Genomic DNA, 24051 nt, shown 5'->3' on the forward strand with positions numbered 1-24051 from the left:
CGCGGCCGCGCGTCGCGGGGGGACCCCAAGTCCGGGAGGACCACTTCACATGGCCAAGATCATCGCGTTCGACGAGGAGGCACGGCGCGGTCTCGAGCGCGGGATGAACCAGCTCGCCGACGCCGTCAAGGTCACCCTCGGCCCCAAGGGCCGCAACGTCGTCCTCGAGAAGAAGTGGGGCGCCCCCACGATCACCAACGATGGTGTGTCCATCGCCAAGGAGATCGAGCTCGAGGACCCGTACGAGAAGATCGGCGCGGAGCTGGTCAAGGAGGTCGCGAAGAAGACGGACGACGTCGCCGGTGACGGCACGACGACCGCGACCGTCCTCGCCCAGGCGCTGGTCCGCGAGGGCCTGCGCAACGTGGCCGCGGGTGCGAACCCGATGGCCCTGAAGCGTGGCATCGAGGCGGCCGTCGAGGCCGTTTCCGCCGCCCTGCTCGAGCAGGCGAAGGACGTGGAGACCAAGGAGCAGATCGCCTCCACCGCCTCCATCTCCGCCGCTGACCCCCAGATCGGCGAGCTCATCGCCGAGGCGATGGACAAGGTCGGCAAGGAAGGCGTCATCACCGTCGAGGAGTCCCAGACCTTCGGTCTGGAGCTGGAGCTCACCGAGGGTATGCGCTTCGACAAGGGCTACATCTCGGCGTACTTCGCCACCGACCTGGAGCGTATGGAGACCGTCTTCGACGACCCGTACATCCTGATCGTCAACTCCAAGATCTCCGCGGTCAAGGACCTGCTCCCGCTGCTGGAGAAGGTCATGCAGTCCGGCAAGGCGCTGCTGATCATCGCCGAGGACGTGGACGGCGAGGCCCTGTCGACCCTGGTGGTCAACAAGATCCGCGGCACCTTCAAGTCCGTCGCCGTCAAGGCCCCGGGCTTCGGCGACCGCCGCAAGGCCATGCTCCAGGACATCGCCATCCTCACCGGTGGCACCGTGGTGTCCGAGGAGGTCGGCCTCAAGCTGGAGAACGCCGGTCTGGAGCTGCTGGGCCGCGCCCGCAAGGTCGTCGTCACCAAGGACGAGACCACCATCGTGGACGGCTCCGGCGACGCCGACCAGATCCAGGGCCGGGTCAACCAGATCCGTGCCGAGATCGAGAACAGCGACTCGGACTACGACCGCGAGAAGCTCCAGGAGCGCCTCGCCAAGCTGGCCGGCGGCGTGGCCGTCATCAAGGCCGGCGCGGCCACCGAGGTCGAGCTCAAGGAGCGCAAGCACCGCATCGAGGACGCGGTGCGCAACGCCAAGGCCGCCGTCGAGGAGGGCATCGTCGCCGGTGGTGGCGTGGCTCTGCTCCAGGCGTCCAACGTCTTCGAGAAGCTCGAGCTCGACGGCGACGAGGCCACCGGTGCGGCGATCGTGAAGCTGGCCCTGGAGGCCCCGCTGAAGCAGATCGCGGTCAACGCCGGCCTCGAGGGCGGCGTCGTGGTGGAGAAGGTCCGCAACCTCACCCCGGGTCACGGCCTCAACGCCGCGTCCGGTGAGTACGTCGACCTGATCGCCGAGGGCATCATCGACCCGGCCAAGGTGACGCGCTCCGCGCTGCAGAACGCGGCGTCCATCGCCGCGCTCTTCCTCACCACCGAGGCCGTCATCGCCGACAAGCCGGAGAAGGCCGCGGCCCCGGCCGGCGGCGGCATGCCGGGCGGTGACATGGACTTCTGATCCCGCGAGGGTTCAGCAGTACACGAACGAGGGCGGCACCCCCCACGGGGTGCCGCCCTCGGGCGTTCCCGCGTCCCCGCCTCCCGGCGCTGAGCGATGAGGCGGCCCTCGCGGCCGCCTGCCCCCGGCCTCGCCGGCGGCCCGCGCCGGCTGCGTACGGCCGCTGCGCCGACCGGGCCCGACCAGCCGCCGAGGGCGGACCGTGGCGCGTCCGGATTCCGCCTGCCGGACGGGCACGGTGGTGCTGAGGTGCGGCCTCTCGGGCGGCTCGCCCGGCTCCCCACCGACGAAGCGGTCCGGCAGCGACTCAGCGGGCGAGACTCCGGGGTGGAACGGGAGGCCGAGCCCTACGACCGGCTCACGGAAGAGGTCCGCCGTGAGAGCGGCAGGAACTGGTCGAGCGGATGCCGGGCGCGACGCGGTCGGGACCACGGCTTCCGGAACCGCTCCGCGCGCGACGACGCCGAAGCCCTGATCGAGCGGTACGGCTGCCAAGGGAGCCGGTCCACCTCACGGCCGATGCCAACTCCGTCACCACGGACGGGACGCCGCCCTTCCGCCGCCCGGCCGAGCGGGCGTTCCCGCGAGGACCGGGCCGAGGCCCGCATCCTCGCGCCCGGTTGGAGGGCTGGCCCCACGGCGAGGGGCGGTTGGGCAGGTTGCGCCGGGGGCGTGGGGCCTCTGCGCCGACCGGGCACTCTGGCGCAGCGCCTTGCTGCTCCTCCGGTTGCCGGCCAACGTGGCGAGGGGCGTGGGCGGGCGGTTCCCGCGGGGGCCGGCCAGAGGCCTGGCCCGGGGGTAGGCGCGTCGAGCAGGCAGCGCCGGGTGTGCAGGGCCTCCGCGCCGACCGCGCCCCCTGGCGCACCTCCGCCGCCCGGCCGATGTGGCGGGCCGAGGGGGGGGAGGGCGCAGGGAGGTTCGGGCGGGGGACCGAGTCGGGCTAGCCCACGGCGACCGGCGCGTCGAGCAGTTCGCGCCAGGTGCGGACGGCTTCCGCGGCGACCGGGCCCGACCAGCCGTCGGGGCGGACCGCGCCGCCGACGTGGAAGGCGTCGATGCCCGCCGCCAGCAGCCGGGGCAGGTGCTCAGCGCGCAGGCCGCCGCCGACCATCAACTGGGGATCGCCGGGCGCGCCCTCCGCCGCCTCCGCGACCAGGACGTCCAGGCCGGTGTCGACCCCGCGGGCCGATCCCGCCGTCAGGTACGTGTCGTGCCCGGGCAGTCCCCGCAGGGCCGCGCGCAGCGCCGCGCGGTCCGCGCAGTGGTCGATCGCGCGGTGGAACGTCCAGCGCGCGCCCGGACCCACGGCGTCGGCCAGCATCCGCACCGCCCGCAGGTCGGGGCCGCCGGCGGCGTCGAGGAAGCCGAGCACGAACTCGTCGGCCCCCTCCGTGCGCAGCGCGGCCGCCGCGGCGCACAGCGCGTCGACCTCCTGGGCGTCGCCCGCCGCGAAGTCGGCCCGGCCGCGCAGCATCACGCGTACCGGCACCTCCACCGCGGCGCGCACGGCCGCGAAGACCTCCCGGCGCGGGGTCAGGCCGTCGGCGGACATGTCGGTGACCAGTTCGAGGCGGTCCGCGCCCCCCGCCTGGGCCGCGCGTGCGTCGTCGGCGTCGAGCGCGATCACTTCGAAAATTGGTCTAGACATATATTCAGGATCCCACATGCCTCCACCGGCCCGCGACCCCCGTGCTCCACAATGGCCGACATGGCCGCCACCGATCCCGAGCTGCTGACGCACTGGAGCGCGCTGCTGCGCCGCTGCCAGACCGAGTCCGTCGACCCGAGGCCCTACGGCGAGGACCTGCTCGCCCGCTGGGCCGAACCCCAACGCCGCTACCACACCACCGACCACCTGGCCGCGGTGCTCGTCCACGTCGACTCCCTGGCCGAGTACGCCGAGGACATCGACGCGGTGCTGCTCGCCGCCTGGTTCCACGACGCCGTCTACCGCCCCGACCGCTCCGAGAACGAGGAGCGCAGCGCCCGCCTCGCCGAACGCGCGCTGCCCGAGGCGGCCGTCCCCGACACCATCACCGCCGAGGTCGCCCGCCTCGTCCGGCTCACCGTCACCCACCACCCCGGCGACGGCGACCGCAACGGCCAGGTGCTGTGCGACGCCGACCTCGCGGTCCTGGCCGGCGACCCCGTCGCCTACGCCGCCTACGCCGCCGCCGTCCGCGACGAGTACGGCTTCGTCCCCGACGACGCCTTCCGCGCCGGCCGCGCCGGCGTACTGCGCCAGCTCCTCGCGCTGCCGCGGCTGTTCCGCACCACCATCGGCTACGAGCGCTGGGAGGACACGGCTCGCCGCAACCTCACCACGGAACTGGAACTCCTGCTCTCCGCCGATGACTCCGCGCCGCCGGACCGGTCTGCCCTCTGAGACCTGTCGTGCCCGCACCCACCGGAAGGCGGCCGCCATGACCGATGACGCCGTACTGCGATCCGCGCTCACCACCGCGTACCTCTCCCTCGCCGACCTCCTCGACGGGGCGGGCAAGGACCGGTGGGACACCCCCTCGCTCTGCGAGGGCTGGCGGGTGCGCGAGGTCGTGGCGCACATGACCATGGCGGCACGCTTCACCGAAGACGAGTTCATGGCCGAACTGCGCGCCTGCGACTACGACTTCACCCGCTTGTCGAACGCCGTCGCCGTCCGCGACGCGGCGCTGCCGGAGGACACCCTCGTCGCCGGGCTGCGCTCGCAGGTCATGCACCACTGGACCCCGCCCGGCGGCGGGGTCCGCGGCGCCCTCAACCACGTGGTGATCCACGGCCTCGACATCACCGTGCCCCTCGGCGTGGAGCGCCGGGCCCCGGAGCAGGCCGTCACCGCCGTCCTGAACGACCTGACGTACGGCGGCGGCCACGCCCACTTCGGTGTGGCGGTCGACGGCCGCGCCCTGCGCGCCACCGACCTGGACTGGTCCTACGGCTCAGGACCCGCCCTGAGCGGTGAGGCCGGCGACCTGGCGTCCGCGCTGTGCGGACGCAGGCTCCCCGAGGGACGGCTCCAGGGCGACCCGCTCTGACCGGGACGGGACCGAACCGGTCAGGATTCGAGAAGCCCCGGCGGCCGGGTCGCGATTAGCGTGGCGGACAGAGCGGGCGACGGCGCCACCGCCGCCGCCCCGCCCCGACCCACGACCTCAGGAGTGACCATGAGCGGCTCTTCCACCCAGGGCATCAAGACCGTGCTGCATCCCGTCTCCGACCTCGCGAAGGCGAAGGAGGTGTACACCGCCCTGCTCGGTGTCGCCCCGCAGCACGACAGCGAGTACTACGTCGGCTTCGAGGTCGAGGGCCAGCAGATCGGCCTGGTGCCGAGCGGCGGACCGCAGGGCATGACCTCGCCGGTCGCCCACTGGCACGTGGCGGACATCGAGGCGAAGCTCGCCGAGGTGACCGCCGCGGGCGCCACCGTCAAGGACCCGGTGCGCGACGTCGGCGGCGGCCGCCTCGTGGCCACCTTCACCGACCTCGACGGCAATGTCCTCGGGCTGATCCAGGACCGGTGAGCCGCGGCCGCCTCCGGCCGGCCGGACCGGTCGGCCGGAAGCGCGGACACGGCGACCGGACGTACTGTTCGATGCCGGTGGGACACCAGTACCGACTCAGAGGGACCGAGGGAGACACGATGAGCACGGACACGAGGACGGACCCGCGGCCGCACGCGCTGCACAGTGCCGACAGCCACGATCTGATCCGCGTGCACGGCGCGCGTGTGAACAACCTCAAGGACGTCAGCGTCGAGATCCCCAAGCGCCGGCTGACGGTGTTCACCGGGGTCTCCGGCTCGGGCAAGAGCTCGCTCGTCTTCGGCACGGTCGCCGCGGAGTCCCAGCGGCTGATCAACGAGACCTACAGCGCCTTCGTGCAGGGCTTCATGCCGACGCTGGCCCGGCCCGAGGTCGACGTCCTCGACGGGCTGACCACGGCGATCATTGTCGACCAGCAGCGGCTGGGCGCCGACCCCCGCTCCACGGTCGGCACCGCCACCGACGCCAACGCGATGCTGCGCATCCTGTTCAGCCGGCTCGGGCAGCCGCACATCGGCTCGCCCAACGCGTTCTCCTTCAACGTCGCCTCGGTCCGGGCGAGCGGCGCGATCACCGTCGAGCGCGGCGCGAAGAAGACGGTGAAGGCGACCTTCAACCGCCTCGGCGGCATGTGCCCGCGCTGCGAGGGCCGGGGCACGGTCACCGACATCGACCTGACCCAGCTCTACGACGACAGCAAGTCGCTCAACGAGGGCGCGATCACCGTCCCCGGCTACAGCATGGACGGCTGGTTCGGCCGCATTTTCCGCGGCAGCGGCTTCTTCGACCCGGACAAGCCGATCCGCAAGTACACCAAGAAGGAACTCCACGACCTCCTCCACAAGGAGCCGACCAAGATCAAGGTCGAGGGGATCAACCTGACCTACGAGGGGCTGATCCCGAAGATCCAGAAGTCGATGCTCGCCAAGGACGTCGACGCCCTCCAGCCGCACATCCGCGCGTTCGTTGAGCGGGCGATGACGTTCACCGTCTGCCCCGAGTGCGACGGCACGCGGCTGACCGAGGCGGCCCGCTCCTCGAAGATCGGCGGGATCAGCATCGCCGACGCCTGCGCGATGCAGGTCAGCGACCTCGCCGAATGGGTCCGCGCGCTGGACGAGCCCTCCGTCGCGCCCCTGCTGACGGCCCTGGTGGACACCTTCGACTCCTTCGCCGAGATCGGCCTCGGCTACCTCTCCCTGGACCGGCCTTCCGGCACGCTGTCGGGCGGCGAGGCGCAGCGCGTCAAGATGATCCGCCACCTCGGCTCCTCGCTCACCGACGTCACGTACGTCTTCGACGAGCCCACCGTCGGCCTGCACCCCCACGACATCCAGCGCATGAACGGCCTGCTGCTGCGGCTGCGGGACAAGGGCAACACGGTGCTCGTCGTCGAGCACAAGCCCGAGGTGATCGCGATCGCCGACCACGTCGTCGACCTCGGCCCCGGCGCCGGCACCGCGGGCGGCAGCGTCTGCTTCGAGGGCACGGTCGACGGGCTGCGGGCGGCCGGCACGGTCACCGGCCGCCACTTCGACGACCGCGCCCGGCTCAAGGAGAGCGTGCGCAAGCCCACCGGCACCCTGGAGATCCGCGGCGCGACCGCGCACAACCTTCAGGACGTCGACGTCGACATCCCGCTCGGGGTGCTGGCGGTCGTCACCGGCGTGGCCGGCTCCGGCAAGAGCTCGCTCGTGCACGGGTCGATCCCGCCCGGCGCGGGCGTGGTCTCGGTCGACCAGAGCCCGATCCGCGGCTCGCGGCGCAGCAACCCGGCGACGTACACCGGGCTGCTGGAGCCGATCCGCAAGGCGTTCGCCAAGGCCAACGGCGTGAAGCCGGCGCTGTTCAGCGCCAACTCGGAGGGCGCCTGCCCGGGCTGCAACGGCGCCGGCGTGATCTACACGGACCTGGCGATGATGGCCGGCGTCGCCACCACCTGCGAGGAGTGCGAGGGCAAGCGGTTCCAGGCGGCGGTGCTGGAGTACCACCTCGGCGGCCGCGACATCAGCGAGGTGCTCGCGATGTCGGTGACCGGGGCCGAGGAGTTCTTCGGCGCGGGCGAGGCCCGCATCCCTGCCGCGCACGCCATCCTCACCCGCCTCGCCGACGTCGGCCTCGGCTACCTCAGCCTCGGCCAGCCGCTCACCACGCTGTCCGGCGGTGAGCGCCAGCGCCTCAAGCTGGCGACGCACATGGCCGACAAGGGCGGCATCTACGTGCTCGACGAGCCGACCGCCGGCCTCCACCTCGCCGACGTCGAGCAACTGCTCGGCCTGCTCGACCGGCTCGTCGACTCCGGCAAGTCGGTCATCGTGGTCGAGCACCACCAGGCGGTCATGGCGCACGCCGACTGGATCATCGACCTCGGCCCGGGCGCCGGCCACGACGGCGGCCGCATCGTCTTCGAGGGCACCCCCGCCGACCTCGTCGCCACCCCCACCACCCTCACCGCCACCCACCTCGCCCAATACGTCAGCGCCTGACGCCCCGCCCGGGGCCCGCGACATCGGGCCCCGTCAGGGGCGCTGGGAACTGCGCGCTCAGCCACAACGAGCCGGCACGGAACGCACAACCGTCCACCCCCGCAAACCCACCCCAGAAGCAAAAACTCACGCCCCCGCATCCGAAGGCGACCGCCGCTTCCGCACGCGCAACCCCGCCTCCGTCAGCCTGCGCAGCAACTCCTTGCTGCCGACCTCCGCCGCCCCCGCGGCCACCGCGGAGGCGTAGCGCTCACTGGGCAGGTCGTAGTGGTCCCCGTCGAACGCCCGCGGCGGGCAGCCGATCGCCGCGGCGAAGGTGTGCAGTTCCTCGTAGGAGGCGTCGCTGACCAGGTGCGACCACAGCCTGCCGTGACCCGGCCAGGTCGGCGGGTCGATGTAGAGGGCCACGGTCAGCGGGCCCCGCCCATCGCGGCGGCCAGCGAGCCGACGGGGGCCACGGCCTCGCCCAGCGACTCGCAGACCCAGTGCGGGTCGGGACCCAGTTCGGGTTCGACGTCCAGGGCGTGCGGGTCCGCGCAGTGCGGGCAGAGCGGCCACCGGCCCATTCGTTCCAGCAGGGCGTCCTTGACGTCCTGCGCGACCAGGCCCGCGACGAACGCGGCACCGTCCGGCCACTGCTCCACCCACCAGCGGCGCTGCGCGACGGTGTCCTCGACGAGGGAGACGATCCCGGGGTCGGTCACGTCGGTGGCGGTGAGGTCGGCGAGGATGAGCGCTCGCGCACCGTGCAGCGCGGCTTCCAGTGCGGCGGGGGCGCCCGGGGCGCCGGGAACGTCGGGATCCATGCCCCCTATTGTCGCCCAGTGGCCGTCCTGACGTCCTTGACGCCGTACGCCCGTGAAAATAGCTTTCGCGGTGTGGCCGAGAAAATGAAGGAAACTTTCAGTGCCGGGGGGCTGGCCGCCAAGGTCAGGACCCTGGCCCCCACCATGACCCGCTCCATGCAGCGCGTCGCGGAGGCCGTCGTCGCCGACCCCGCGGAGTGCTCCCGGCTCACCGTGACCGCGCTGGCCGTCCGCACCGGCACCAGCGAGGCCACCGTCGTCCGCACGGCACGGGTGCTGGGCTACCCCGGCTACCGCGATCTGCGGCTCGCCCTGGCCGCCTTCGCCGCCCGCGAGGAGGCGGGCGGCCGGCCCGCCGTCACCCCGGACATCGCCGTTGGCGACCCGCTCTCCGAGGTCGTGGCCAAGCTCGCGGAGGACGAGCAGCGCTGCCTCGCCGACACCGCCGCGCAACTGGACGTCTCCCAACTGGAGGCCGCGGTCGCCGCGCTGGCCGCCGCCCGCCGCATCGACGTCTACGGGATAGGGGCGTCCAGCCTGGTCGCCCAGGACCTGGTGCAGAAGCTGCTGCGCATCGGCCTGATCGCGCACGCGCTCTCCGACCCCCACCTCGCCGTCACCAACGCGGTGCAGCTCCGGCAAGGCGACGTTGCCGTGGCCGTCACCCACTCCGGGCACACTCACGACGTGGTCGAACCCCTGCGTGCCGCCTTCGACCGGGGCGCCACCACCATCGCGATCACCGGCCGCGCCGACGGCACGGCCACCCAGTACGCCGACCATGTGCTGCTCACCTCCAGCAGCCGGGAGAGCGAGTTCCGCCCGGCGGCCATGTCCAGCCGCACCAGCCAACTGCTGGTCGTGGACTGCCTGTTCGTCGGCGTCGCGCAACGGACCTACGACACCGCGGGACCGGCCCTGGCCGCGTCGTACGAAGCCCTGGCCCATCGTCACAGCCCCCGAAGGAACCACCGCACATGACGCACGCCGAGCTCCGCCGCGAACTGGACCTGCTGACCACCGAGGCCTTCCGCCCCGACCTCGCCGAGATCGACCGGCTCGCCACGCTCGACATCGCCCGCCTGATGAACACCGAGGACGGCTCCGTGCCGGCCGCCGTCGCCGCCCGACTCCCCGCCGTCGCCGCCGCGATCGACGGCATCGCCGCGCGGATGTCCCGCGGCGGCCGTCTCGTCTACGCGGGCGCGGGCACCGCCGGGCGCCTCGGCGTCCTGGACGCCAGCGAGTGCCCGCCGACCTTCAACACCACGCCCGGGCAGGTCACCGGGCTCATCGCGGGCGGCCCGCGCGCGATGTCCGACGCCGTCGAGGGCGCGGAGGACAGCCGCGAACTGGCCGCCGCCGACCTCGACGCGCTCGGCCTCGGCCCGGACGACGCCGTCGTCGGCGTCTCCGCCTCCGGCCGCACCCCCTACGCCGTCGGCGCCGTCGAGCACGCCCGCGCCCTGGGCGCCCTGACCGTCGGGCTGTCCTGCAACGCCGGCTCCCCGCTCGCCGCCGCGGCCGAGCACGGCATCGAGGTCGTCACGGGCCCGGAGTTCCTGACCGGTTCCACCCGGCTCAAGGCGGGCACCGCCCAGAAGCTCGTCCTCAACATGCTCTCGACCATCACGATGATCAGGCTGGGCAAGACCTACGGGAATCTGATGGTCGACGTCCGCGCCTCCAACGAGAAGCTGCGCGCCCGCTCCCGCAGCATCGTCGCCCAGGCCACCGGCGCCCCCGACGACGAGATCGAGGCCGCCCTCACCGCGACCGGCGGCGAGGTCAAGGACGCCGTCCTCGTCCTGCTCGCCGGGGTCGACGCGGCGACGGCCGCCCGCCTCCTCACGGACGCGGACGGCCACCTGCGGGCGGCCCTGGCCGCGGCGGCGGCCTCGCACTGACGCCGCGGTCCGGGCCACCCGGCCACCGCCGCGTGCCCCCGGGCACGGTCCTGCCTCAGCCATCGGCCCGGGGCACCGCTAACGCAGCGCCTCCGGCAGCGGTGCGGAGTGCAGGACCGCGAGGCCCGAGACGGCGCGGGTCAGGGAGACGTACAGGCGGCGCAGGCCCGTGCGCTCGTCGGGCTCGCCGTCGACGACGGCGGCGGGCTCGTCGAGCACGACGTAGTCGTACTCCAGGCCCTTGGCCAGCGAAGCGGGGACGAGCGTGAGCCGGACGTCCGGGGTGGTCTCCTCACCGGGCGACAGATACGTCAGCCCGGCCGCCGCCAGCGCCTCGGCCAGCGCCGGGAGACGGGCGTCGGCGGCGATCAGGCCCGTGGAACCCTCGCGCTCCAGGGCCTCCCGGCAGGCGGTGACCACCGCGTCGGTCAGCTCCCGCGCGGGCACCTCCGTGACGGAGAACGCGCCCGGGCTGTCGCGGACGGACGTGGCCTCGGTCAGGCCCGGGGCGATGGCGGGCAGCAGCCGGGAGGCGTAGGCGATGACCTCCAGCGGCACGCGGAAGCCCTGGGTCAGCTCCTCGACCTGGGAGCCCGGCTTGCCCAGGTGGGCCAGCGCCTCCTCCCAGGTGGCGGTGGCCCACGGGGTCGTGCCCTGCGCCAGGTCGCCCAGCACGGTCGCCGAACCGGTGGAGCAGCGCCGCCCGACGGCCCGGTACTGCATGGGGGACAGGTCCTGGGCCTCGTCCAGCACGACATGGCCGAGCGAGCCGGTGCGGTGCACCAGGTCGTGGGCCTCGTCGATCAGCACGGTGTCGGCCGCCGACCACTTCGCGGAGGCGATCCCCCGGGCCGGCTTCGCCCACAGGACCTGCTTCTGCTCCTCCTCCGTGAGCAGGCCCTCCGCGCACCGCGCCAGGAACTCCGGCTCGGACAGCAGCCGCAGCACCGTCTTCGCCGGGTCCACCGGCGGCCAGGCCTCCTTCACGGCGGCCTTGACCGCCGCGTTGCGGGCCACCGCGTCCTGCACACGGTCGTCCGGCGCCTCGCCGGCCGCCTCCATCTGCACCAGCACGGCGTGCGCGATCCGCTGCGGCAGGGCCTCGCGGGCGGCGCCGTACCGGATGTCGCGCTCCATCAGCTCGCGGACCAGCTCCTCCAGCGCGTGGGCCGGGACCCGCCAGCGCCGCGAGCCGCGCACCACGACGACGGGCTCGGTGGGCATCCGGATGCCCGAGCGGACCGCCCGGCGCAGCACCTCCGCCATCCGCGCGTCGCCCTTCACCTGGGCGGCCGCCGCGCTGTCGGTGCCCCGGACGGGGACGTGCGCGACCAGGTCGTCGACGGTGGCCTGCTTGACGCTGAGCTCGCCCAGCGCGGGCAGCACCTGCTCGATGTAGTGCAGGAAGGAGGCGTTCGGGCCGATGACGAGGGTGCCCGTGCGGGCGAGGCGTTCGCGGTGCGCGTACAGCAGGTACGCCACCCGGTGCAGGCCGACGGCGGTCTTCCCGGTGCCGGGCGCGCCCTGCACGCAGACCGTGCCGCCGATCCCGGCGCGGACGATCTCGTCCTGCTCCGGCTGGATCGTGGCGACGATGTCCCGCATCGGGCCGACGCGGGGCCGCTCGATCTCCTGCTGGAGCAGCCTGCTGGAGGTCTGCGCCTCGCTCGGGTCGGTGAGGTGCTCGTCCTCGTACGCGGTCAGGTCGCCGCCGGTGTAGCCGAAGCGGCGGCGCAGCGCGACGTCCTGCGGGTCCTTGCGGGAGGCGCGGTAGAAGGGCTGGGAGACCGGCGCCCGCCAGTCGATGACCATGGGGTCGCCGTCGGCGTCGTGGACGTGGCGGCGGCCGATGTAGAAGCGGTGCTCTTCGTCTTCGGCGGCTTCGGCGGCCTCGGCGGTCCCGCCGCGGGAGGCCCGACCGTCCAGGTAGTCGAGGCGGCCGAAGAAGAGCGGGGTGTGGGCGAGGTCCGCGAGGGCCTTGATACGCGCGTCCATGTCCCGCTGGAGCACTTCGGCGTTCACCCAGTTGGCGGTCACGTCCTTGATGTCGAGCGCCTCGACGTCGGCACGCATGGCGCGCAGCGCGGAGCGGGACGCGGCGAGGTGGGCGCGTTCGCGGTCGAGCGGATGATCGGTGGTGAGGGATTGTTCCCCGGGCACGGGTTGCCTCCGGCGGCACGTAGGGCATGGCTCAGCCGGCCCCGGACCGGCACGCGCGGGGGCGCGTCGGCGGGGCGCTGTCCTGATACGAATGCGAGTAACACCATGACCCGGCCGGTTTCCGTCCGGCCGGTGGCACCGTCCCCTCGGGGGCGGGCGGCAAGACGAAGGATCCTACGCCGCCGGGACGGAGGGCGCGAATGGATTTCCCGTCGCGTGCGGGAACAGCTCTCCCTAAAGCATCACATGTGCGTACATTGGGGGCATGGCACGAGCCCGTACATCCCGCGTCCGGGGCAGCACCGCCCTGACGGCGGACGCCGCGCACCGCCGTCCGCGGTACCTGCTGGGCAACGCGCTGCGCGCCGCCAGGGTCTACGTGACGAGCGCCTGCCGCGTCGTCCTGCTCGGCCCCGACGGCACGCGCTACTGACGGCCCCGGACAGCCCCCGTCAGAGCAGCTCGTCCGCGTCCACGATGCGGTACGCGTAGCCCTGCTCGGCCAGGAAGCGCTGCCGGTGGGCGGCGAAGTCCTGGTCGATGGTGTCGCGCGCGACCACCGAGTAGAAGCGGGCCTCGTGACCGTCCGCCTTCGGCCGCAGCACCCGGCCGAGGCGCTGCGCCTCCTCCTGACGGGAGCCGAACGTGCCGGACACCTGGATGGCGACCGTCGCCTCGGGCAGGTCGATGGAGAAGTTGGCGACCTTCGAGACCACCAGCACCGAGATCTCGCCCTCCCGGAAGGCGTCGAAGAGCTTCTCGCGCTGCGCGTTGGTCGTCTCGCCCTTGATGACCGGGGCGTTCAGATGCTCGCCCAGCTCGTCCAGCTGGTCGATGTACTGCCCGATGACCAGCGTCTGCTCGCCCTGGTGCTTGGCCACCAGCGCCTCGGTGACCTTCCGCTTGGTCGCGGTCGTGGCGCAGTAGCGGTACTTCTCCTCGGCCTCGGCGGTGGCGTACGCCAGCCGCTCGGAGTCCGTCAGGTTGACCCGCACCTCCACGCAGTCCGCGGGCGCGATGTAGCCCTGCGCCTCGATCTCCTTCCACGGCGCGTCGAAGCGCTTGGGGCCGATCAGCGAGAAGACGTCCGACTCCCGGCCGTCCTCGCGCACCAGCGTCGCGGTCAGGCCCAGCCGGCGGCGGGCCTGGAGGTCGGCGGTGAACTTGAAGACCGGGGCGGGCAGCAGGTGCACCTCGTCGTAGACGATCAGGCCCCAGTCGCGGGAGTCGAAGAGCTCCAGGTGCGGGTAGACGCCCTTCCGCTTGGTCGTCAGCACCTGGTACGTCGCGATGGTGACCGGGCGGATCTCCTTGCGCGTGCCGCTGTACTCGCCGATCTCGTCCTCGGTCAGCGAGGTCCGCTTCACCAGCTCGTGCTTCCACTGCCGGGCCGAGACGGTGTTCGTCACCAGGATCAGCGTCGTGGCCTTCGCCTCGGCCATCGCACCGGCACCGACCAGCGTCTTCCCGGCGCCGCAGGGCAGCACGACCACACCGGAGCCGCCGTGCCAGAAGCCCTCGACGGCCTGCTTCTGGTACGGGCGCAGCGCCCAGCCGTTCTCCGCCAGCTCGATCGGGTGCGCCTCGCCGTCCACGTACCCGGCCAGGTCCTCGGCGGGCCAGCCCAGCTTCAGCAGCACCTGCTTGATCTGGCCGCGCTCCGAGGGATGCACGACCACGGTGTCCGGATCGATCCGGGCGCCCACCAGCGGGGCCACCTTCTTCGAACGCAGGATCTCCTCCAGCACCGGCCGGTCCGTGGAGGTCAGCACCAGGCCGTGCGCCGGGTGCTTGCTCAGCGTCAGCCGGCCGTACCGGTCCATGGTCTCGGCGATGTCCACCAGCAGCGCGTGCGGCACGGGGTAGCGGGAGAACTTCACCAGCGCGTCCACCACCTGCTCCGCGTCGTGCCCAGCGGCCCGCGCGTTCCACAGACCGAGCGGCGTGAGGCGGTAGGTGTGGATGTGCTCCGGCGCGCGCTCCAGCTCCGCGAACGGGGCGATGGCCCGCCGGCACTCGTCGGCCAGCTCGTGGTCGACCTCCAGGAGCAGGGTCTTGTCGCTCTGGACGATCAGACAGGACACACAAACCTCCGCATAGGGGCGGGCCGGGACCGGGCCCGCTGCCGGGCTGAACTACCCATGGTCCCTCATCGCCCCTCACTAACGCTCCCCTCCCCGTCTTCCATCCCCGGGCGGCCCCCGAGCCGCCTCAAGGCACTGCGTGAGCGTGCGGGGCGGGCCCGGACGGGCTACGCCAGGTCGTCGGCGAGTTCGGAGACGCCCGTGATGCGGTGCAGGGCGAAGGTGCGGACCTCGTCGGCGGTGTGGTCGTAGGCGGTCACGAAGCCGCCCTCGACGCGCAGCGGGCCGATGACGCGCTGGCTGGCGGCGCCGTCCGCGTTGACGTAGCCGATCCACACCGACTCGCCGGTGAGCACCGCGGCCTGCATCGTCGCCAGGGTCTCCGCCGCGGCCGTACGGGGCAGTCCCCGTTCGCCGCCCGCGGCGGGGCGCGGCACGCTCTCCCGGCGGACCGCCGTCGAGGCGCGGTCGCCCGCCCTTATGGCCTTCACCGCGGCCGCCAGCAGCGTGCCGTCCGGGACCGGCGGGCCGTCCGTCACCGGGACGGGGGCGCTGCGCGGCGGCGTCCTGCGGGCGTCGGCGCGGGTGATCAGCACGTCCCCCTCGGCGGACTCCGCGGCCGGCGCCAGCCCCATCGCCCGCAGCCGTTCCAGCAGCGTGCCCGGGTCGGCCTGGGCGGCGAGCACGGTCGGCGCGAGGCGGCGCAGCCCGAGACCCGCCGAACGGCGGTCCGCCAGCACCTCGCTGATCAGGGCGTCGTCGTCGCAGCGCAGATACGCCGAGGCCGCGCCGACCCGCAGCCGGCCGTGGCGGCGGGCCACGTCGTCGATGAGGTAGCTGAGCGGCTGCGGCACGGGGGTGCGCGAGTGCGCCGCCAGGAAGGCGTGCAGTTCGGCCGCCGTGCGCCCGGCGTCCAGGGCGCGCCGCACGGACTCGGGCGTGAAGCGGTACACCGTCGCACCGCCCTTGGACTCGATGTCCGCCAGCACGTGCAGCGTCTCCGCCAGATGCGGCTGGAGCGGGCCCGGCGCGACGGCGGTCAGGTCGGCCTGGAGCAGCACGTGGTCCAGCGGCTCGGGCAGCAGCGGCCGCAGCAGCGCGGCGGCACGCGCGGCCCGGTCCCCGTCGCCGGACAGCAGCGCCCGGCCGTGCGCCGCCAGCGCGCCGCGCCCCGTGACCCCCAGCAGCTCCGCCTCCGACGCCGACCACCGCACGAGGTCCGCGCGCAGCCCGTCCATCGACACACCGCCGCGCAGCGGACGCTCCCAGCGCAGCCGCGCCAGCAGGGCGTCGGGCGTGGCGGAGGCGCCGGCCGGCAGCGCGGCGAGGAAGCCCAGGACCTGACGGCGGATCTCGGGTGCGAGCGAGCGGTCCAGATCGGGGCCCAGCGCGGCCAGGGCGCGGCCCTTGGGGTCCCGGGTGCCCACCACACCGGAGGTCCGGGTGGCCGTCAGCCACGCCGCGACCAGCGCCGCCCAGCGCAGCTCGGCCGGCAGCAGCAGCCATTCGTCGTACCCGGGCGTGGGCGCGTACGCCTCGTCCACCTCGCCGTCGGAGGCGACCAGGCCGGCGGCGTAGGCGAGCTCCAGCCAGAACGCGGCGACCGGCTCCGCCACGTCCAGGGCCGTCGCCACCCGCTTCAGGTCGCGCACGCTCAGGCCGCCCGCGCGCAGGATCTGCGGGCCGCCGGTCTCCCACTGCTTGAGCAGTTCCTCGACCGTGCGGATGGCCGTGAACGCCTGGCCGGCCGCAGTCGCGTCCACAGCCTGTGGATCGTGCGCGCGCGGTTCCACCACCGGCGGCACCGGCTCGGCCGTACGGTGCGCACGGCCGTCCCGCAGATACAGGGCCACCTCCCGGGGGAGGACGACATTGCGGGCCCCGGCGGGCAGCAGCAGCCCCCGCTCCAGCAGCCACCGTACGGGCGGCGGCGGGGCGCCGACATCCGCCACCTCGCCGTACGGCGGACCCCACGTCAGCCTGCCCAGGACCGCGGTCGCTTCCGGCGGCGCCTCCTGGAGCAGCGCGGTCATCCGCGTCCGGTCCGCGAACAGCGAGGTCAGCGCGTCGACCGCGCTCACCGGGTCGTGCGTCGGCGGCAGCCCGGCACCCTCCAGGATCTGCTGGAGGCGGCCCGGTGACATCCCCGACGTCGCCTCGGCGACACTCGGGCCCAGCCCGGTCGGCGAGAGGCTGCCCGCGGTCGGGGCCAGGATGTCGCGCGCGGTCCGCACCAGCCGCAGCCGGTCGTCCCCGCCCCACAGCAGGGCCTGCGCCCGCAGCGTCTCCAGCGCCCCGGGCAGCGCGTCGGCCGCCTCAGGGCCCATCAGCGCGAGCAGCGTCCCGTACGGCGCGCCGTCCGGGACGATCGCGAGCGCCTCCGCCACCTGGAGCGTGAACCGGTCCAGCCGCTCCAGGGCCCGCACCACCGACGCCCGCGTCCCGGCGCGGGTCGCCAGCTGCGACAGGTCGTTGGGCACGGGACTCAGCAGGTCCGGACGCGCCCTGAGCAGCGCGGACAACGCCCCGTCGCCACGGGCGCGGAGATCCTCCGCCAGCGTGCGCGGCTCCGCCGCGGGCCCTTCGGTGGTCATCTCACCCACATTAGCCGCGCCGCCCCCGCCCGTAATCCCCCAGCCCTCTCCGGCGGCGCTCCCCGACGGGGTCCGCGGGGGGCCGAACGCCGGGGGCCGGGACGGGCGTTGGGGCAGCCCGAGGGGGTAGTTTTCGGGGCATGGGTGCGGAGGGCGACCAGTTGGTGCTGGACTACCTGAGCAGGGTGGGGGACCTGGCGCAGACGGCGCTGCCCGCGGCCCGCCGGGCGGAGCTCGTGGCACGGCTGCGGGAGGACATCGACCGGGAGCGCGGGCGGAGCGACAGCTCCACGGCGGTGCGGCGCATCCTGAAGCGGCTGGGGACACCCGACGAGGTGGTGCGGGACGCCGCCGCGCTGCCGGGGCGGCCCGACGAGCCCGAGCCCGAGCCCGGGCCGGAGCCGCGGCCCGCCGCGCAGCCGGACTGGTGGCGGCTGGCGGAAGGGCGGCAGCCGTCGCTGCGCCCGGCGGTGCCCGGCGACGAACTGGCGGGGCTGCCCGGCATGACGGGCGGGGTGACGATCCCGATGACGCCCCCCGAGCCCGAGCCGGAACCCGATCCGGATGAGGAGGCCGAGCCCCAGCCCGAGCAGGCCGAGGCGCCGCCCCGCAAGCGGTCGTGGCGGCCGTCGGCCCTGCTGGAGACGGTGGCCGCGCTGCTGCTGCTCGCCGGCGCGGTCCTCGGTTCCTGGATCGCCCTCCTCGCGGGCTGGGCGATCGCCTACTCCTCGCGCCGGCTGTCCCGCCGCGCGGCCCGCTTCGCCGCGCTGGGCGTGCCCGGCACGGTGGCCGCGGGCGCGCTGGTCTGGTTGTGGGGACGGCTGGACGGCCGCTGGGGCGAGCCCATCCCGCAGGGGCAGATGAGGGACGCGATCGGCGACGTCCTCCCCGTCGCCCTGCGCATCGCGGCCGTGGCCTCGGCACTCTTCCTGCTGTGGCGCGGCCGGCGCGCCGCCCGCCCCCGCCGCTAGCCAAGGCCTGCCGCCGGCTGCCGCTGGGGGGTGCCCCGTGCACGGGGCTTCTTCGGCCTTTGGCTGGGGGTGTCTGCGGCGGGGTGATGCGCCCGTGCCGCGATTCCCTCAGCTCCGCCGGGGGTATCCCGGAGCAGCGCACATCGCCGGCCTTCGGCCGAGGACCCCGGCATGGGCTGCCGCTCGGAGGCGCTCCCGTGCCGCGGCTTTCTCTGCATCGCCGGGTCCCGTGCGCGGTCCTTCCCTCGGCCTTGGGCCGGGGGTGCGTGCTGCGAGGGCTACCGCCGGCACCGCGCCGCCTGCTGCTGGGTGCCCCCGGAGCGGGGAGCTTCCCCGCCCGCGCCGGGGGGCCCACCCGGGCTACCGCCGGGGGCTGCCGCTGCCAGGTGTCCGCCCCCCGGTTACCGCTGGGCGCCCCGCAAAGGCACCCGCCGGGTGGCACCTCCGTGCCCCAACCTCCTCCCCTCCGCTGGCGATGCCCCGGCATGGCACTTCCCAGCCTTCGCCGGGGGTGCCCCCGCAAGGGGCACCGCTGGGAGGCGCCCCGTGCCGCGACGTCCTCAGCTTCGCCGGGGACATCCCCGAGCACCCTCGGCGGGAGGGCGATGCGCCGCGGCGTGTTGCCCCGGCGTCCGAGCAGTTCGACACGACCGTCGCGGTGACGGCCCACCGGCGGGGCAGGGGGTGCGGTGACCGGGCCCGCAGGGGCCGGGGCGGGGTGGTTAGGGTGTCTGCTATGCCCATAACCGTCGGCTTCGACCTCGACATGACCCTGATCGACTCCCGTCCCGGCATCAAGGCCGCCTACGACCGCCTCTCCGCGGAGACGGGCGTCGCCATCGACTCGGCGCTCGCCGTGACCCGCCTCGGGCCGCCGCTGGACTGGGAGCTGGCCCAGTGGTTCCCCGCCGAGGACATCCCGTCGGCCGCCGACCGCTATCGGGCGCTCTACCCCGACTACGCCATCGCCCCCACCCCGGCGATGCCCGGCGCCCGGGAGGCCGTGGCGGCCGTGCGCGCGGCCGGCGGGCGGGTCGTGGTGGTGACCGCCAAGCACGAGCCGAACGCCCGGCTGCACCTGGACCACCTGGGCATCGCCGTCGACGAACTGCGCGGGTGGCTGTGGGCCGAGGCGAAGGCGGAGGCGCTCACCGAGTACGGGGCGACCGTCTACGTCGGAGACCATGTCGGCGATGTCGTGGGAGCCCGTACGGCGGGTGCGCTGTCCGTGGCGGTCCCCACCGGGCCGGTCGGCGCGGACGAACTGCGCGCCGCCGGCGCGGATGTCGTACTCGCCGATCTGACGGAGTTCCCCGCCTGGTTCGCCGGCTACGTCCCGGACGTCGCCTGACGGCTCTGCGCCCTGGCCGACCGCAGCAATCCGGCCAGTGCCAGCGCGAAGCCCACGCCCATCAGCATGGACACCAGGTAGGCGGCGGTCGGCAGCGGGTCCGAGCCGAGCAGGAGGGGGGCCACGGTGGCGAGTGTGGCCAGTGCCCCGACGGCGAAGACCACGCCGCCGACGCGCACCAGCACATCGCCCGGTTTCCGGGTTTCGTTACTCACCGCACCAGGGTAGATCGCGGGAGGAAGACGCAGCGCATCGGCCGGATGACGACCACCGGGGAGAGAAGCCGACGGCGTCTTGTCACACGCCCCGGGGCCATTAGCCTTGGGGCAGCGGGTCTGTGAAGGGACCCGCTGTCTTGCTATCCAAGTGCTTTTTTCCTTCTACAGCGAGGACGAGGTCGGACGTGCCTACCGGCAAGGTGAAGTGGTTCAACAGCGAGAAGGGCTTCGGCTTCCTCTCCCGCGACGACGGCGGTGACGTCTTCGTCCACTCCTCCGTGCTGCCGGACGGGGTCGCCGTGCTCAAGCCGGGCCAGCGTGTGGAGTTCGGCGTGGTCGCCGGGCAGCGCGGCGACCAGGCGCTCTCGGTGGTCCTGCTCGACCCCGCGCCGTCCGTGGCCGCCGCGCAGCGCCGCAAGCCGGACGAACTGGCCCCGATCGTCCAGGACCTCACGACCCTGCTGGAGGACGTCGCCCGCTCGCTGCAGCGCGGCCGCTACCCGGACAAGGAGCACGGCCACAAGATCGCGTCCGTGCTGCGGGTCGTCGCCGACCAGCTCGACGTCTGACCGACGCGCCGGCGGGCCGGCCCGCGGGGCCGGCGGCCGGCGTCAGAAGTCCAGCGCGCCGGGGCCGAGGGGCGGTACCAGTCCCTCGGCCGCCGCCCGGGTGAGCAGGCCGCGGATCGCCGCGTAGCCGTCCTCGCCGAGGGCCGAGGTGAACTCGTTGACGTACAGCCCGATGTGCTGGTCCGCCACCTTCGGGTCCATCTCCTGCGCGTGCTCCATGACGTAGGAGCGGGAGGCGTCCGGGTCGTCCCAGGCCATGCGGACGGAGGTGTGCACCGCCGCGGCGAGCGCGCGCAGCCGCTCCTCGCCCAGCGAGCGCTTGGCGATGATCGCGCCCAGCGGGATCGGCAGGCCGGTGGTCTGCTCCCAGTGCTCGCCCATGTCGGCGAGCTTGTGCAGCCCGTAGTTCTGGTAGGTGAAGCGCGCCTCGTGGATGACCAGGCCCGCGTCCACCCGGCCGTCGCGCACCGCGGGCATGATCTCGTGGAACGGCAGGACCACGATCTCGCCGACGCCGCCCGGCACTTCGGCCGCCGCCCAGAGCCGGAAGAGCAGGTACGCCGTCGAGCGCTCGCTCGGCACCGCGACCGTGCGCCCGCTGAGGTCGGCGCCCTTGCCCGAGCCCTCCTCGGCGGTCAGCACCAGCGGGCCGCAGCCCCGGCCGAGCGCGCCGCCGCCGGGCAGCAGCGTGTACTCGTCGAGGACGTACGGCAGCACGGCGTACGACACCTTGAGCACGTCGAGTTCGCCGCGCTCGGCCATGCCGTTGGTGATGTCGATGTCCGCGAACGTCACGTCCACGTCCGGCGCGTCCGGCACGAGGCCGTGCGCCAGGGCGTGGAAGACGAACGTGTCGTTGGGGCAGGGGGAGTACGCGATGCGCAGTGCGGCGGATTCGCTCATGTCGGATCTCCAACGTCCAGCAGGTCCGGCTGCTTCCGCAGCAGCGCGAACACCTCCGTGAGCGCGTCGAGCGCGTCGGGCACCCGCCAGGACGCCCGGTCCCGCGGCCCGACGGGATTGGCGACGGTGCGGATCTCCAGCACCGGCACCCGGTGCGCCACGGCCGCCTCGGCGACCCCGAAGCCCTCCATGGCCTCGCCCACCGCGCCGGGGTGCCGCTTGACCAGCTCGGCGGCCCGTTCCGCGGACCCGGTGACCGTGGAGACGGTCAGCAGCGGCCCGTACTCGGCGCCCAGCGCCACCGCGACGCGCCGCGACAGCTCCCGCGGCGGCTGGTGGGCGGAGGTGCCGAAGCCCAGTTCCGCGACCGGGATGAAGCCCTCCGGTCCCTCGGCGCCGAGGTCGGCCGCCACGATCGACTCGGCGACCAGGGTCGAACCGATGCGTGCGACGGGCTCGAACCCGCCGGCGATACCGGCCGAGACGACCAGGTCGTACGGGGCGCTGGCCAGCGCCGCCGCCGTTCCCGCCGCCGCGGCGGCCGGGCCCACGCCCGCGGCCAGCACCGTGGCCGTCGGCGCGCGCAGCGCCGTCCGCCCGCCGGGCAGCGGATGTTCGGCGGGCCGGCTGCCGAAGGCGCGCACGACCGCGTCCCGTTCCGCCGCTACGGCGGTGACGACCAGAAGGCGGGGAATCATCCGCGGCGCGCCGGTCAGTCCGCCATCTTCAGCTTGAACTGCCAGACGCCCAGATACTCCTGGGTGCCGGCCGTCTCGATGACGTTCAGGGTGACCTCGTCGGCGGTCTGCCCGGTCTGGGAGTCCGAGAACAGCGTCTCCGCGTCGATGGAGCGGTAGGTCACGCCCTTGAGCAGACCGGACTTGCCGGAGGTGCCGGTCGCCACGACCCAGCCCTTGTCGGAGATCGACGGGTCGACACCGATCCGCACCTTGTCGCCGGTGTGCACCGTGAGCGTCTTCTTCGGCGTGCCGTCCAGGCAGGCCAGGAAGGCCTTCTCCGTCAGCTTGTCGCCGTCTGCGTAACAGTTGTCGGCTGCCTCGGTGGTCACGGTGTCGCCGCCGACGGTGACGGTCACCAGAGGCGTCGGCTTCTCGCAGGCGGAGAGGGCGATCAGCCCGAGGGACACGGCCCCGAGGGCGGCGGCGCGGCGGCGAATGCTCATGGGGGTGAGGCTACCGGGCGGGTGCGTCCACGCTGCGCGGGGGTCGGCTCGTGTCCCCGCCACCTCGGGTTTCCGCCGCCCGGCTGCCGCCCGGCCTGCCGCGGCACGCGGCCGCCGCGGGAAAACGCCGGGCCCTTTACACCGTCCGGGGGCGCGTCGCCCGGCGGCGCGAGGCGGAGACCAGCCCGCGCACCGAGAAGGTGAAGCCGACCGCGACCATGAAGGCGGCCACGGACATCCCCAGGGTGCCGTTGAGCGGCAGCACGATCCCCACCGCACCGCCGATCACCCACGCGAGCTGCAACGCGGTCTCGGACCGGGCGAAGGCCGAGGTGCGCACCTCCTCCGGCACGTCCCGCTGGATCATCGCGTCGAGGGAGAGCTTGCTCAGCGCCTGCGCGACCCCGGCTCCCGCCGCGACCAGCGCGATGGTCAGCACCCCGTACCGGGCCGCCGCCACGCATGTCGCCGTCAGTGCGCCGATCATCGCGAACATGATGATCCGCTCCGGGCCGCGGTCCTTCAGCCACGAGCCCAGCGCGGTGCCGAAGGCGTTGCCCACCCCGGCGGAGACCGCGGCGACACCGAGCGAGACCGGGCCCGACAGCCCGCCCAGCGGGTGGTCGCGCAGCAGGAACGCCAGGAAGAGCGTCAGGAAGCCGGACAGCGCGCGCAGCGCCGCGTTCGCCTGGAGCGCGTACAGCACGGGGCCGCCGACGCTGCCCAGCCCCGGCCGCCGCGGCCGGCCCGGCCGCCGGTCCTCCTTGTCCAGGGAGGTCGCGCCGGCACCGGCCGTCAGTTCGGCGCGCGCCTCGCCCTTGGCCGAGTCGACCTTGTGCGGGAGCGAGAAGGACAGCAGCGTGCCGCACGCGAAGACCACGAAGGCCCCGTACAGCGGCGCGCCGGGCCCCAGCAGGTGCAGCAGGCCGCCGATGGGCGCGGCGGCGGCCGTGGCCAGCAGACCGGCCAGCGTCACGCGCGAGTTCGCCTTCACCAGCGTCGTACGGGCCGGCAGCAGTCGCGGCACGACGGCGCTGCGCACCACTCCGTACGCCTTCGAGGCGACCAGCACGCCCAGCGCGGCCGGGTACAGCTCCAGCCCGGCCGTCGCCACCACGCTCGCCATCGTCCAGGCGAGGATCGCCCGCACGAGCATGGAGACCGCCATCGCCGCCCGCCGCCCGTGCGGCACCCGGTCCAGCAGCGGGCCGATGACCGGCGCGAGGAGCGCGAACGGCGCCATCGTCACCAGCAGGTACAGGGCGACCCGGCCGCGGGCCTCGCCCGTCGGCACCGAGAAGAAGATCGTGCTCGCGAGCGCGATCGTGATCAGCATGTCGCCCGCGCTGTTCACCGCGTGCAACTCGATCAGCTTCGCCAGACCCGACTCGCCCGCGCCCCCGGCATGCGTGTGACGCCGGACGCGGCGGACCACGGCGCCCGACGAACGCTGCGCGGCACGCGCGACAGCGGTCCCCGCCCTGCGGACCGGACCGGGGCCGGACGTCACTGTGCGTGCCACGCTGGCCAGTCTGCCCTACCGGGCGGCTTTCCGAACGGGGTGCGCACCGATAGCGTGCGATCGCGCAGAATGGAGTCAACAGG

22 protein-coding genes are annotated in these 24051 nt (G+C 73.9%); 11 read left to right on the forward strand and 11 right to left on the reverse strand.

The genetic code is table 11. The features are described from left to right. Positions 1 to 49: 49 nt before the first annotated feature. On the forward strand, positions 50 to 1672 hold the full coding sequence (gene groL, locus ACIP9H_RS10770; RefSeq protein WP_360900996.1) for a chaperonin GroEL: 1623 nt from the start codon (positions 50 to 52) through the stop codon (positions 1670 to 1672). Between the two features lie 940 nt (positions 1673 to 2612). On the opposite strand, the gene ACIP9H_RS10775 is transcribed toward groL, so the two are convergent. After that, positions 2613 to 3320 carry a copper homeostasis protein CutC gene (locus tag ACIP9H_RS10775; protein ID WP_401592444.1) on the reverse strand — a complete coding sequence of 236 codons (708 nt, stop codon included), beginning with the start codon at positions 3318 to 3320 and terminating at the stop codon, positions 2613 to 2615. A gap of 51 nt (positions 3321 to 3371) precedes the next feature. On the opposite strand from ACIP9H_RS10775, the gene ACIP9H_RS10780 reads away from it, so the two are divergent. The 4 genes from ACIP9H_RS10780 (at position 3372) to ACIP9H_RS10795 (ending at position 7700) form a co-directional block, all read left to right on the forward strand. Further along, on the forward strand, positions 3372 to 4058 hold the full coding sequence (locus tag ACIP9H_RS10780) for a hypothetical protein (protein WP_360901002.1): 687 nt from the start codon (positions 3372 to 3374) through the stop codon (positions 4056 to 4058). A 37-nt stretch (positions 4059 to 4095) separates the two neighbouring features. Beyond that, positions 4096 to 4707, forward strand: coding sequence for a maleylpyruvate isomerase family mycothiol-dependent enzyme (locus ACIP9H_RS10785; RefSeq protein ID WP_401592446.1), 612 nt, complete (start codon positions 4096 to 4098; stop codon positions 4705 to 4707). A gap of 129 nt (positions 4708 to 4836) precedes the next feature. Continuing rightward, the gene (locus ACIP9H_RS10790; protein ID WP_401592448.1) at positions 4837 to 5193 is read left to right on the forward strand and encodes a VOC family protein; all 357 of its coding nucleotides are present in this window, start codon (positions 4837 to 4839) and stop codon (positions 5191 to 5193) included. A gap of 119 nt (positions 5194 to 5312) precedes the next feature. Continuing rightward, complete coding sequence (locus ACIP9H_RS10795; RefSeq protein ID WP_401592450.1) at positions 5313 to 7700, forward strand: ATP-binding cassette domain-containing protein; 2388 nt, start codon at positions 5313 to 5315, stop codon at positions 7698 to 7700. A gap of 126 nt (positions 7701 to 7826) precedes the next feature. Here ACIP9H_RS10795 and ACIP9H_RS10800 read toward each other — a convergent pair whose 3' ends face one another. Next, positions 7827 to 8108 carry a DUF4031 domain-containing protein gene (locus tag ACIP9H_RS10800; RefSeq protein WP_401592452.1) on the reverse strand — a complete coding sequence of 94 codons (282 nt, stop codon included), beginning with the start codon at positions 8106 to 8108 and terminating at the stop codon, positions 7827 to 7829. 2 nt (positions 8109 to 8110) lie between these two features. Further along, complete coding sequence (locus ACIP9H_RS10805; protein WP_401592454.1) at positions 8111 to 8506, reverse strand: hypothetical protein; 396 nt, start codon at positions 8504 to 8506, stop codon at positions 8111 to 8113. Positions 8507 to 8590: 84 nt separating this feature from the next. On the opposite strand from ACIP9H_RS10805, the gene ACIP9H_RS10810 reads away from it, so the two are divergent. Then, positions 8591 to 9487, forward strand: coding sequence for a MurR/RpiR family transcriptional regulator (locus ACIP9H_RS10810; protein WP_360901019.1), 897 nt, complete (start codon positions 8591 to 8593; stop codon positions 9485 to 9487). Next, entirely contained in the window at positions 9484 to 10413 is a 930-nt protein-coding gene (gene murQ, locus ACIP9H_RS10815; protein ID WP_401592456.1) for an N-acetylmuramic acid 6-phosphate etherase, read from the forward strand. Before ACIP9H_RS10810 ends, murQ begins: the two co-directional genes overlap by 4 nt. A gap of 78 nt (positions 10414 to 10491) precedes the next feature. Here the strand turns inward: murQ and ACIP9H_RS10820 are convergent, their stop codons facing one another. Continuing rightward, the gene (locus tag ACIP9H_RS10820) at positions 10492 to 12573 is read right to left on the reverse strand and encodes a HelD family protein (RefSeq protein WP_401592458.1); all 2082 of its coding nucleotides are present in this window, start codon (positions 12571 to 12573) and stop codon (positions 10492 to 10494) included. A gap of 265 nt (positions 12574 to 12838) precedes the next feature. On the opposite strand from ACIP9H_RS10820, the gene ACIP9H_RS10825 reads away from it, so the two are divergent. Then, entirely contained in the window at positions 12839 to 13006 is a 168-nt protein-coding gene (locus tag ACIP9H_RS10825) for a hypothetical protein (RefSeq protein ID WP_401592460.1), read from the forward strand. A gap of 19 nt (positions 13007 to 13025) precedes the next feature. On the opposite strand, the gene ACIP9H_RS10830 is transcribed toward ACIP9H_RS10825, so the two are convergent. Then, a complete protein-coding gene (locus tag ACIP9H_RS10830) occupies positions 13026 to 14657 on the reverse strand; it encodes a DNA repair helicase XPB (protein ID WP_360901030.1) in 1632 nt (543 codons plus the stop codon). 167 nt (positions 14658 to 14824) lie between these two features. Further along, the gene (locus ACIP9H_RS10835) at positions 14825 to 17251 is read right to left on the reverse strand and encodes a helicase-associated domain-containing protein (protein ID WP_401958763.1); all 2427 of its coding nucleotides are present in this window, start codon (positions 17249 to 17251) and stop codon (positions 14825 to 14827) included. 140 nt (positions 17252 to 17391) lie between these two features. Here ACIP9H_RS10835 and ACIP9H_RS10840 point away from each other — a divergent pair, with 140 nt between their 5' ends. Both ACIP9H_RS10840 and ACIP9H_RS10845 read left to right on the forward strand, forming a co-directional pair. After that, positions 17392 to 18222, forward strand: coding sequence for an HAAS signaling domain-containing protein (locus ACIP9H_RS10840; protein ID WP_401958766.1), 831 nt, complete (start codon positions 17392 to 17394; stop codon positions 18220 to 18222). Between the two features lie 736 nt (positions 18223 to 18958). Beyond that, positions 18959 to 19573, forward strand: a complete 615-nt coding sequence (locus tag ACIP9H_RS10845; RefSeq protein ID WP_401592467.1) for an HAD family hydrolase — start codon at positions 18959 to 18961, stop codon at positions 19571 to 19573. On the opposite strand, the gene ACIP9H_RS10850 is transcribed toward ACIP9H_RS10845, so the two are convergent. Next, positions 19552 to 19788, reverse strand: coding sequence for a hypothetical protein (locus ACIP9H_RS10850; protein WP_360901042.1), 237 nt, complete (start codon positions 19786 to 19788; stop codon positions 19552 to 19554). The genes ACIP9H_RS10845 and ACIP9H_RS10850 overlap by 22 nt on opposite strands. Positions 19789 to 19976: 188 nt before the next feature. Here ACIP9H_RS10850 and ACIP9H_RS10855 point away from each other — a divergent pair, with 188 nt between their 5' ends. Then, a complete protein-coding gene (locus ACIP9H_RS10855; RefSeq protein WP_319662974.1) occupies positions 19977 to 20360 on the forward strand; it encodes a cold-shock protein in 384 nt (127 codons plus the stop codon). A 42-nt stretch (positions 20361 to 20402) separates the two neighbouring features. Here the strand turns inward: ACIP9H_RS10855 and ACIP9H_RS10860 are convergent, their stop codons facing one another. The 4 genes from ACIP9H_RS10860 to ACIP9H_RS10875 form a co-directional block, all read right to left on the reverse strand. Further along, entirely contained in the window at positions 20403 to 21263 is an 861-nt protein-coding gene (locus ACIP9H_RS10860; protein WP_401592469.1) for a 1,4-dihydroxy-6-naphthoate synthase, read from the reverse strand. Beyond that, positions 21260 to 21961: a futalosine hydrolase gene (locus ACIP9H_RS10865; protein WP_401592471.1), complete on the reverse strand. Its 702-nt coding sequence runs from the start codon at positions 21959 to 21961 to the stop codon at positions 21260 to 21262. The genes ACIP9H_RS10860 and ACIP9H_RS10865 overlap by 4 nt, the downstream gene beginning before the upstream one ends. Before the next feature lie 14 nt (positions 21962 to 21975). Then, complete coding sequence (locus ACIP9H_RS10870; protein WP_401592473.1) at positions 21976 to 22446, reverse strand: hypothetical protein; 471 nt, start codon at positions 22444 to 22446, stop codon at positions 21976 to 21978. Between the two features lie 136 nt (positions 22447 to 22582). After that, complete coding sequence (locus ACIP9H_RS10875) at positions 22583 to 23968, reverse strand: MFS transporter (RefSeq protein ID WP_401592475.1); 1386 nt, start codon at positions 23966 to 23968, stop codon at positions 22583 to 22585. Positions 23969 to 24051: the final 83 nt, after the last annotated feature.

Source organism: Streptomyces sp. NPDC088732 (genome assembly GCF_044751205.1).
Lineage (GTDB): Bacteria > Actinomycetota > Actinomycetes > Streptomycetales > Streptomycetaceae > Actinacidiphila.

What these genes read in the sequence shown, in the direction of transcription:
- groL (WP_360900996.1), top strand. Translation starts at nt 50, where the DNA reads ATGGCCAAGATCATCGCGTTCGACGAGGAGGCACGGCGCGGTCTCGAG.
- ACIP9H_RS10775 (WP_401592444.1), bottom strand. Translation starts at nt 3,320, where the DNA reads ATGTCTAGACCAATTTTCGAAGTGATCGCGCTCGACGCCGACGACGCA.
- ACIP9H_RS10780 (WP_360901002.1), top strand. Translation starts at nt 3,372, where the DNA reads ATGGCCGACATGGCCGCCACCGATCCCGAGCTGCTGACGCACTGGAGC.
- ACIP9H_RS10785 (WP_401592446.1), top strand. Translation starts at nt 4,096, where the DNA reads ATGACCGATGACGCCGTACTGCGATCCGCGCTCACCACCGCGTACCTC.
- ACIP9H_RS10790 (WP_401592448.1), top strand. Translation starts at nt 4,837, where the DNA reads ATGAGCGGCTCTTCCACCCAGGGCATCAAGACCGTGCTGCATCCCGTC.
- ACIP9H_RS10795 (WP_401592450.1), top strand. Translation starts at nt 5,313, where the DNA reads ATGAGCACGGACACGAGGACGGACCCGCGGCCGCACGCGCTGCACAGT.
- ACIP9H_RS10805 (WP_401592454.1), bottom strand. Translation starts at nt 8,506, where the DNA reads ATGGATCCCGACGTTCCCGGCGCCCCGGGCGCCCCCGCCGCACTGGAA.
- ACIP9H_RS10810 (WP_360901019.1), top strand. Translation starts at nt 8,591, where the DNA reads ATGAAGGAAACTTTCAGTGCCGGGGGGCTGGCCGCCAAGGTCAGGACC.
- murQ (WP_401592456.1), top strand. Translation starts at nt 9,484, where the DNA reads ATGACGCACGCCGAGCTCCGCCGCGAACTGGACCTGCTGACCACCGAG.
- ACIP9H_RS10825 (WP_401592460.1), top strand. Translation starts at nt 12,839, where the DNA reads ATGGCACGAGCCCGTACATCCCGCGTCCGGGGCAGCACCGCCCTGACG.
- ACIP9H_RS10835 (WP_401958763.1), bottom strand. Translation starts at nt 17,251, where the DNA reads ATGACCACCGAAGGGCCCGCGGCGGAGCCGCGCACGCTGGCGGAGGAT.
- ACIP9H_RS10840 (WP_401958766.1), top strand. Translation starts at nt 17,392, where the DNA reads ATGGGTGCGGAGGGCGACCAGTTGGTGCTGGACTACCTGAGCAGGGTG.
- ACIP9H_RS10845 (WP_401592467.1), top strand. Translation starts at nt 18,959, where the DNA reads ATGCCCATAACCGTCGGCTTCGACCTCGACATGACCCTGATCGACTCC.
- ACIP9H_RS10860 (WP_401592469.1), bottom strand. Translation starts at nt 21,263, where the DNA reads ATGAGCGAATCCGCCGCACTGCGCATCGCGTACTCCCCCTGCCCCAAC.
- ACIP9H_RS10865 (WP_401592471.1), bottom strand. Translation starts at nt 21,961, where the DNA reads ATGATTCCCCGCCTTCTGGTCGTCACCGCCGTAGCGGCGGAACGGGAC.
- ACIP9H_RS10870 (WP_401592473.1), bottom strand. Translation starts at nt 22,446, where the DNA reads ATGAGCATTCGCCGCCGCGCCGCCGCCCTCGGGGCCGTGTCCCTCGGG.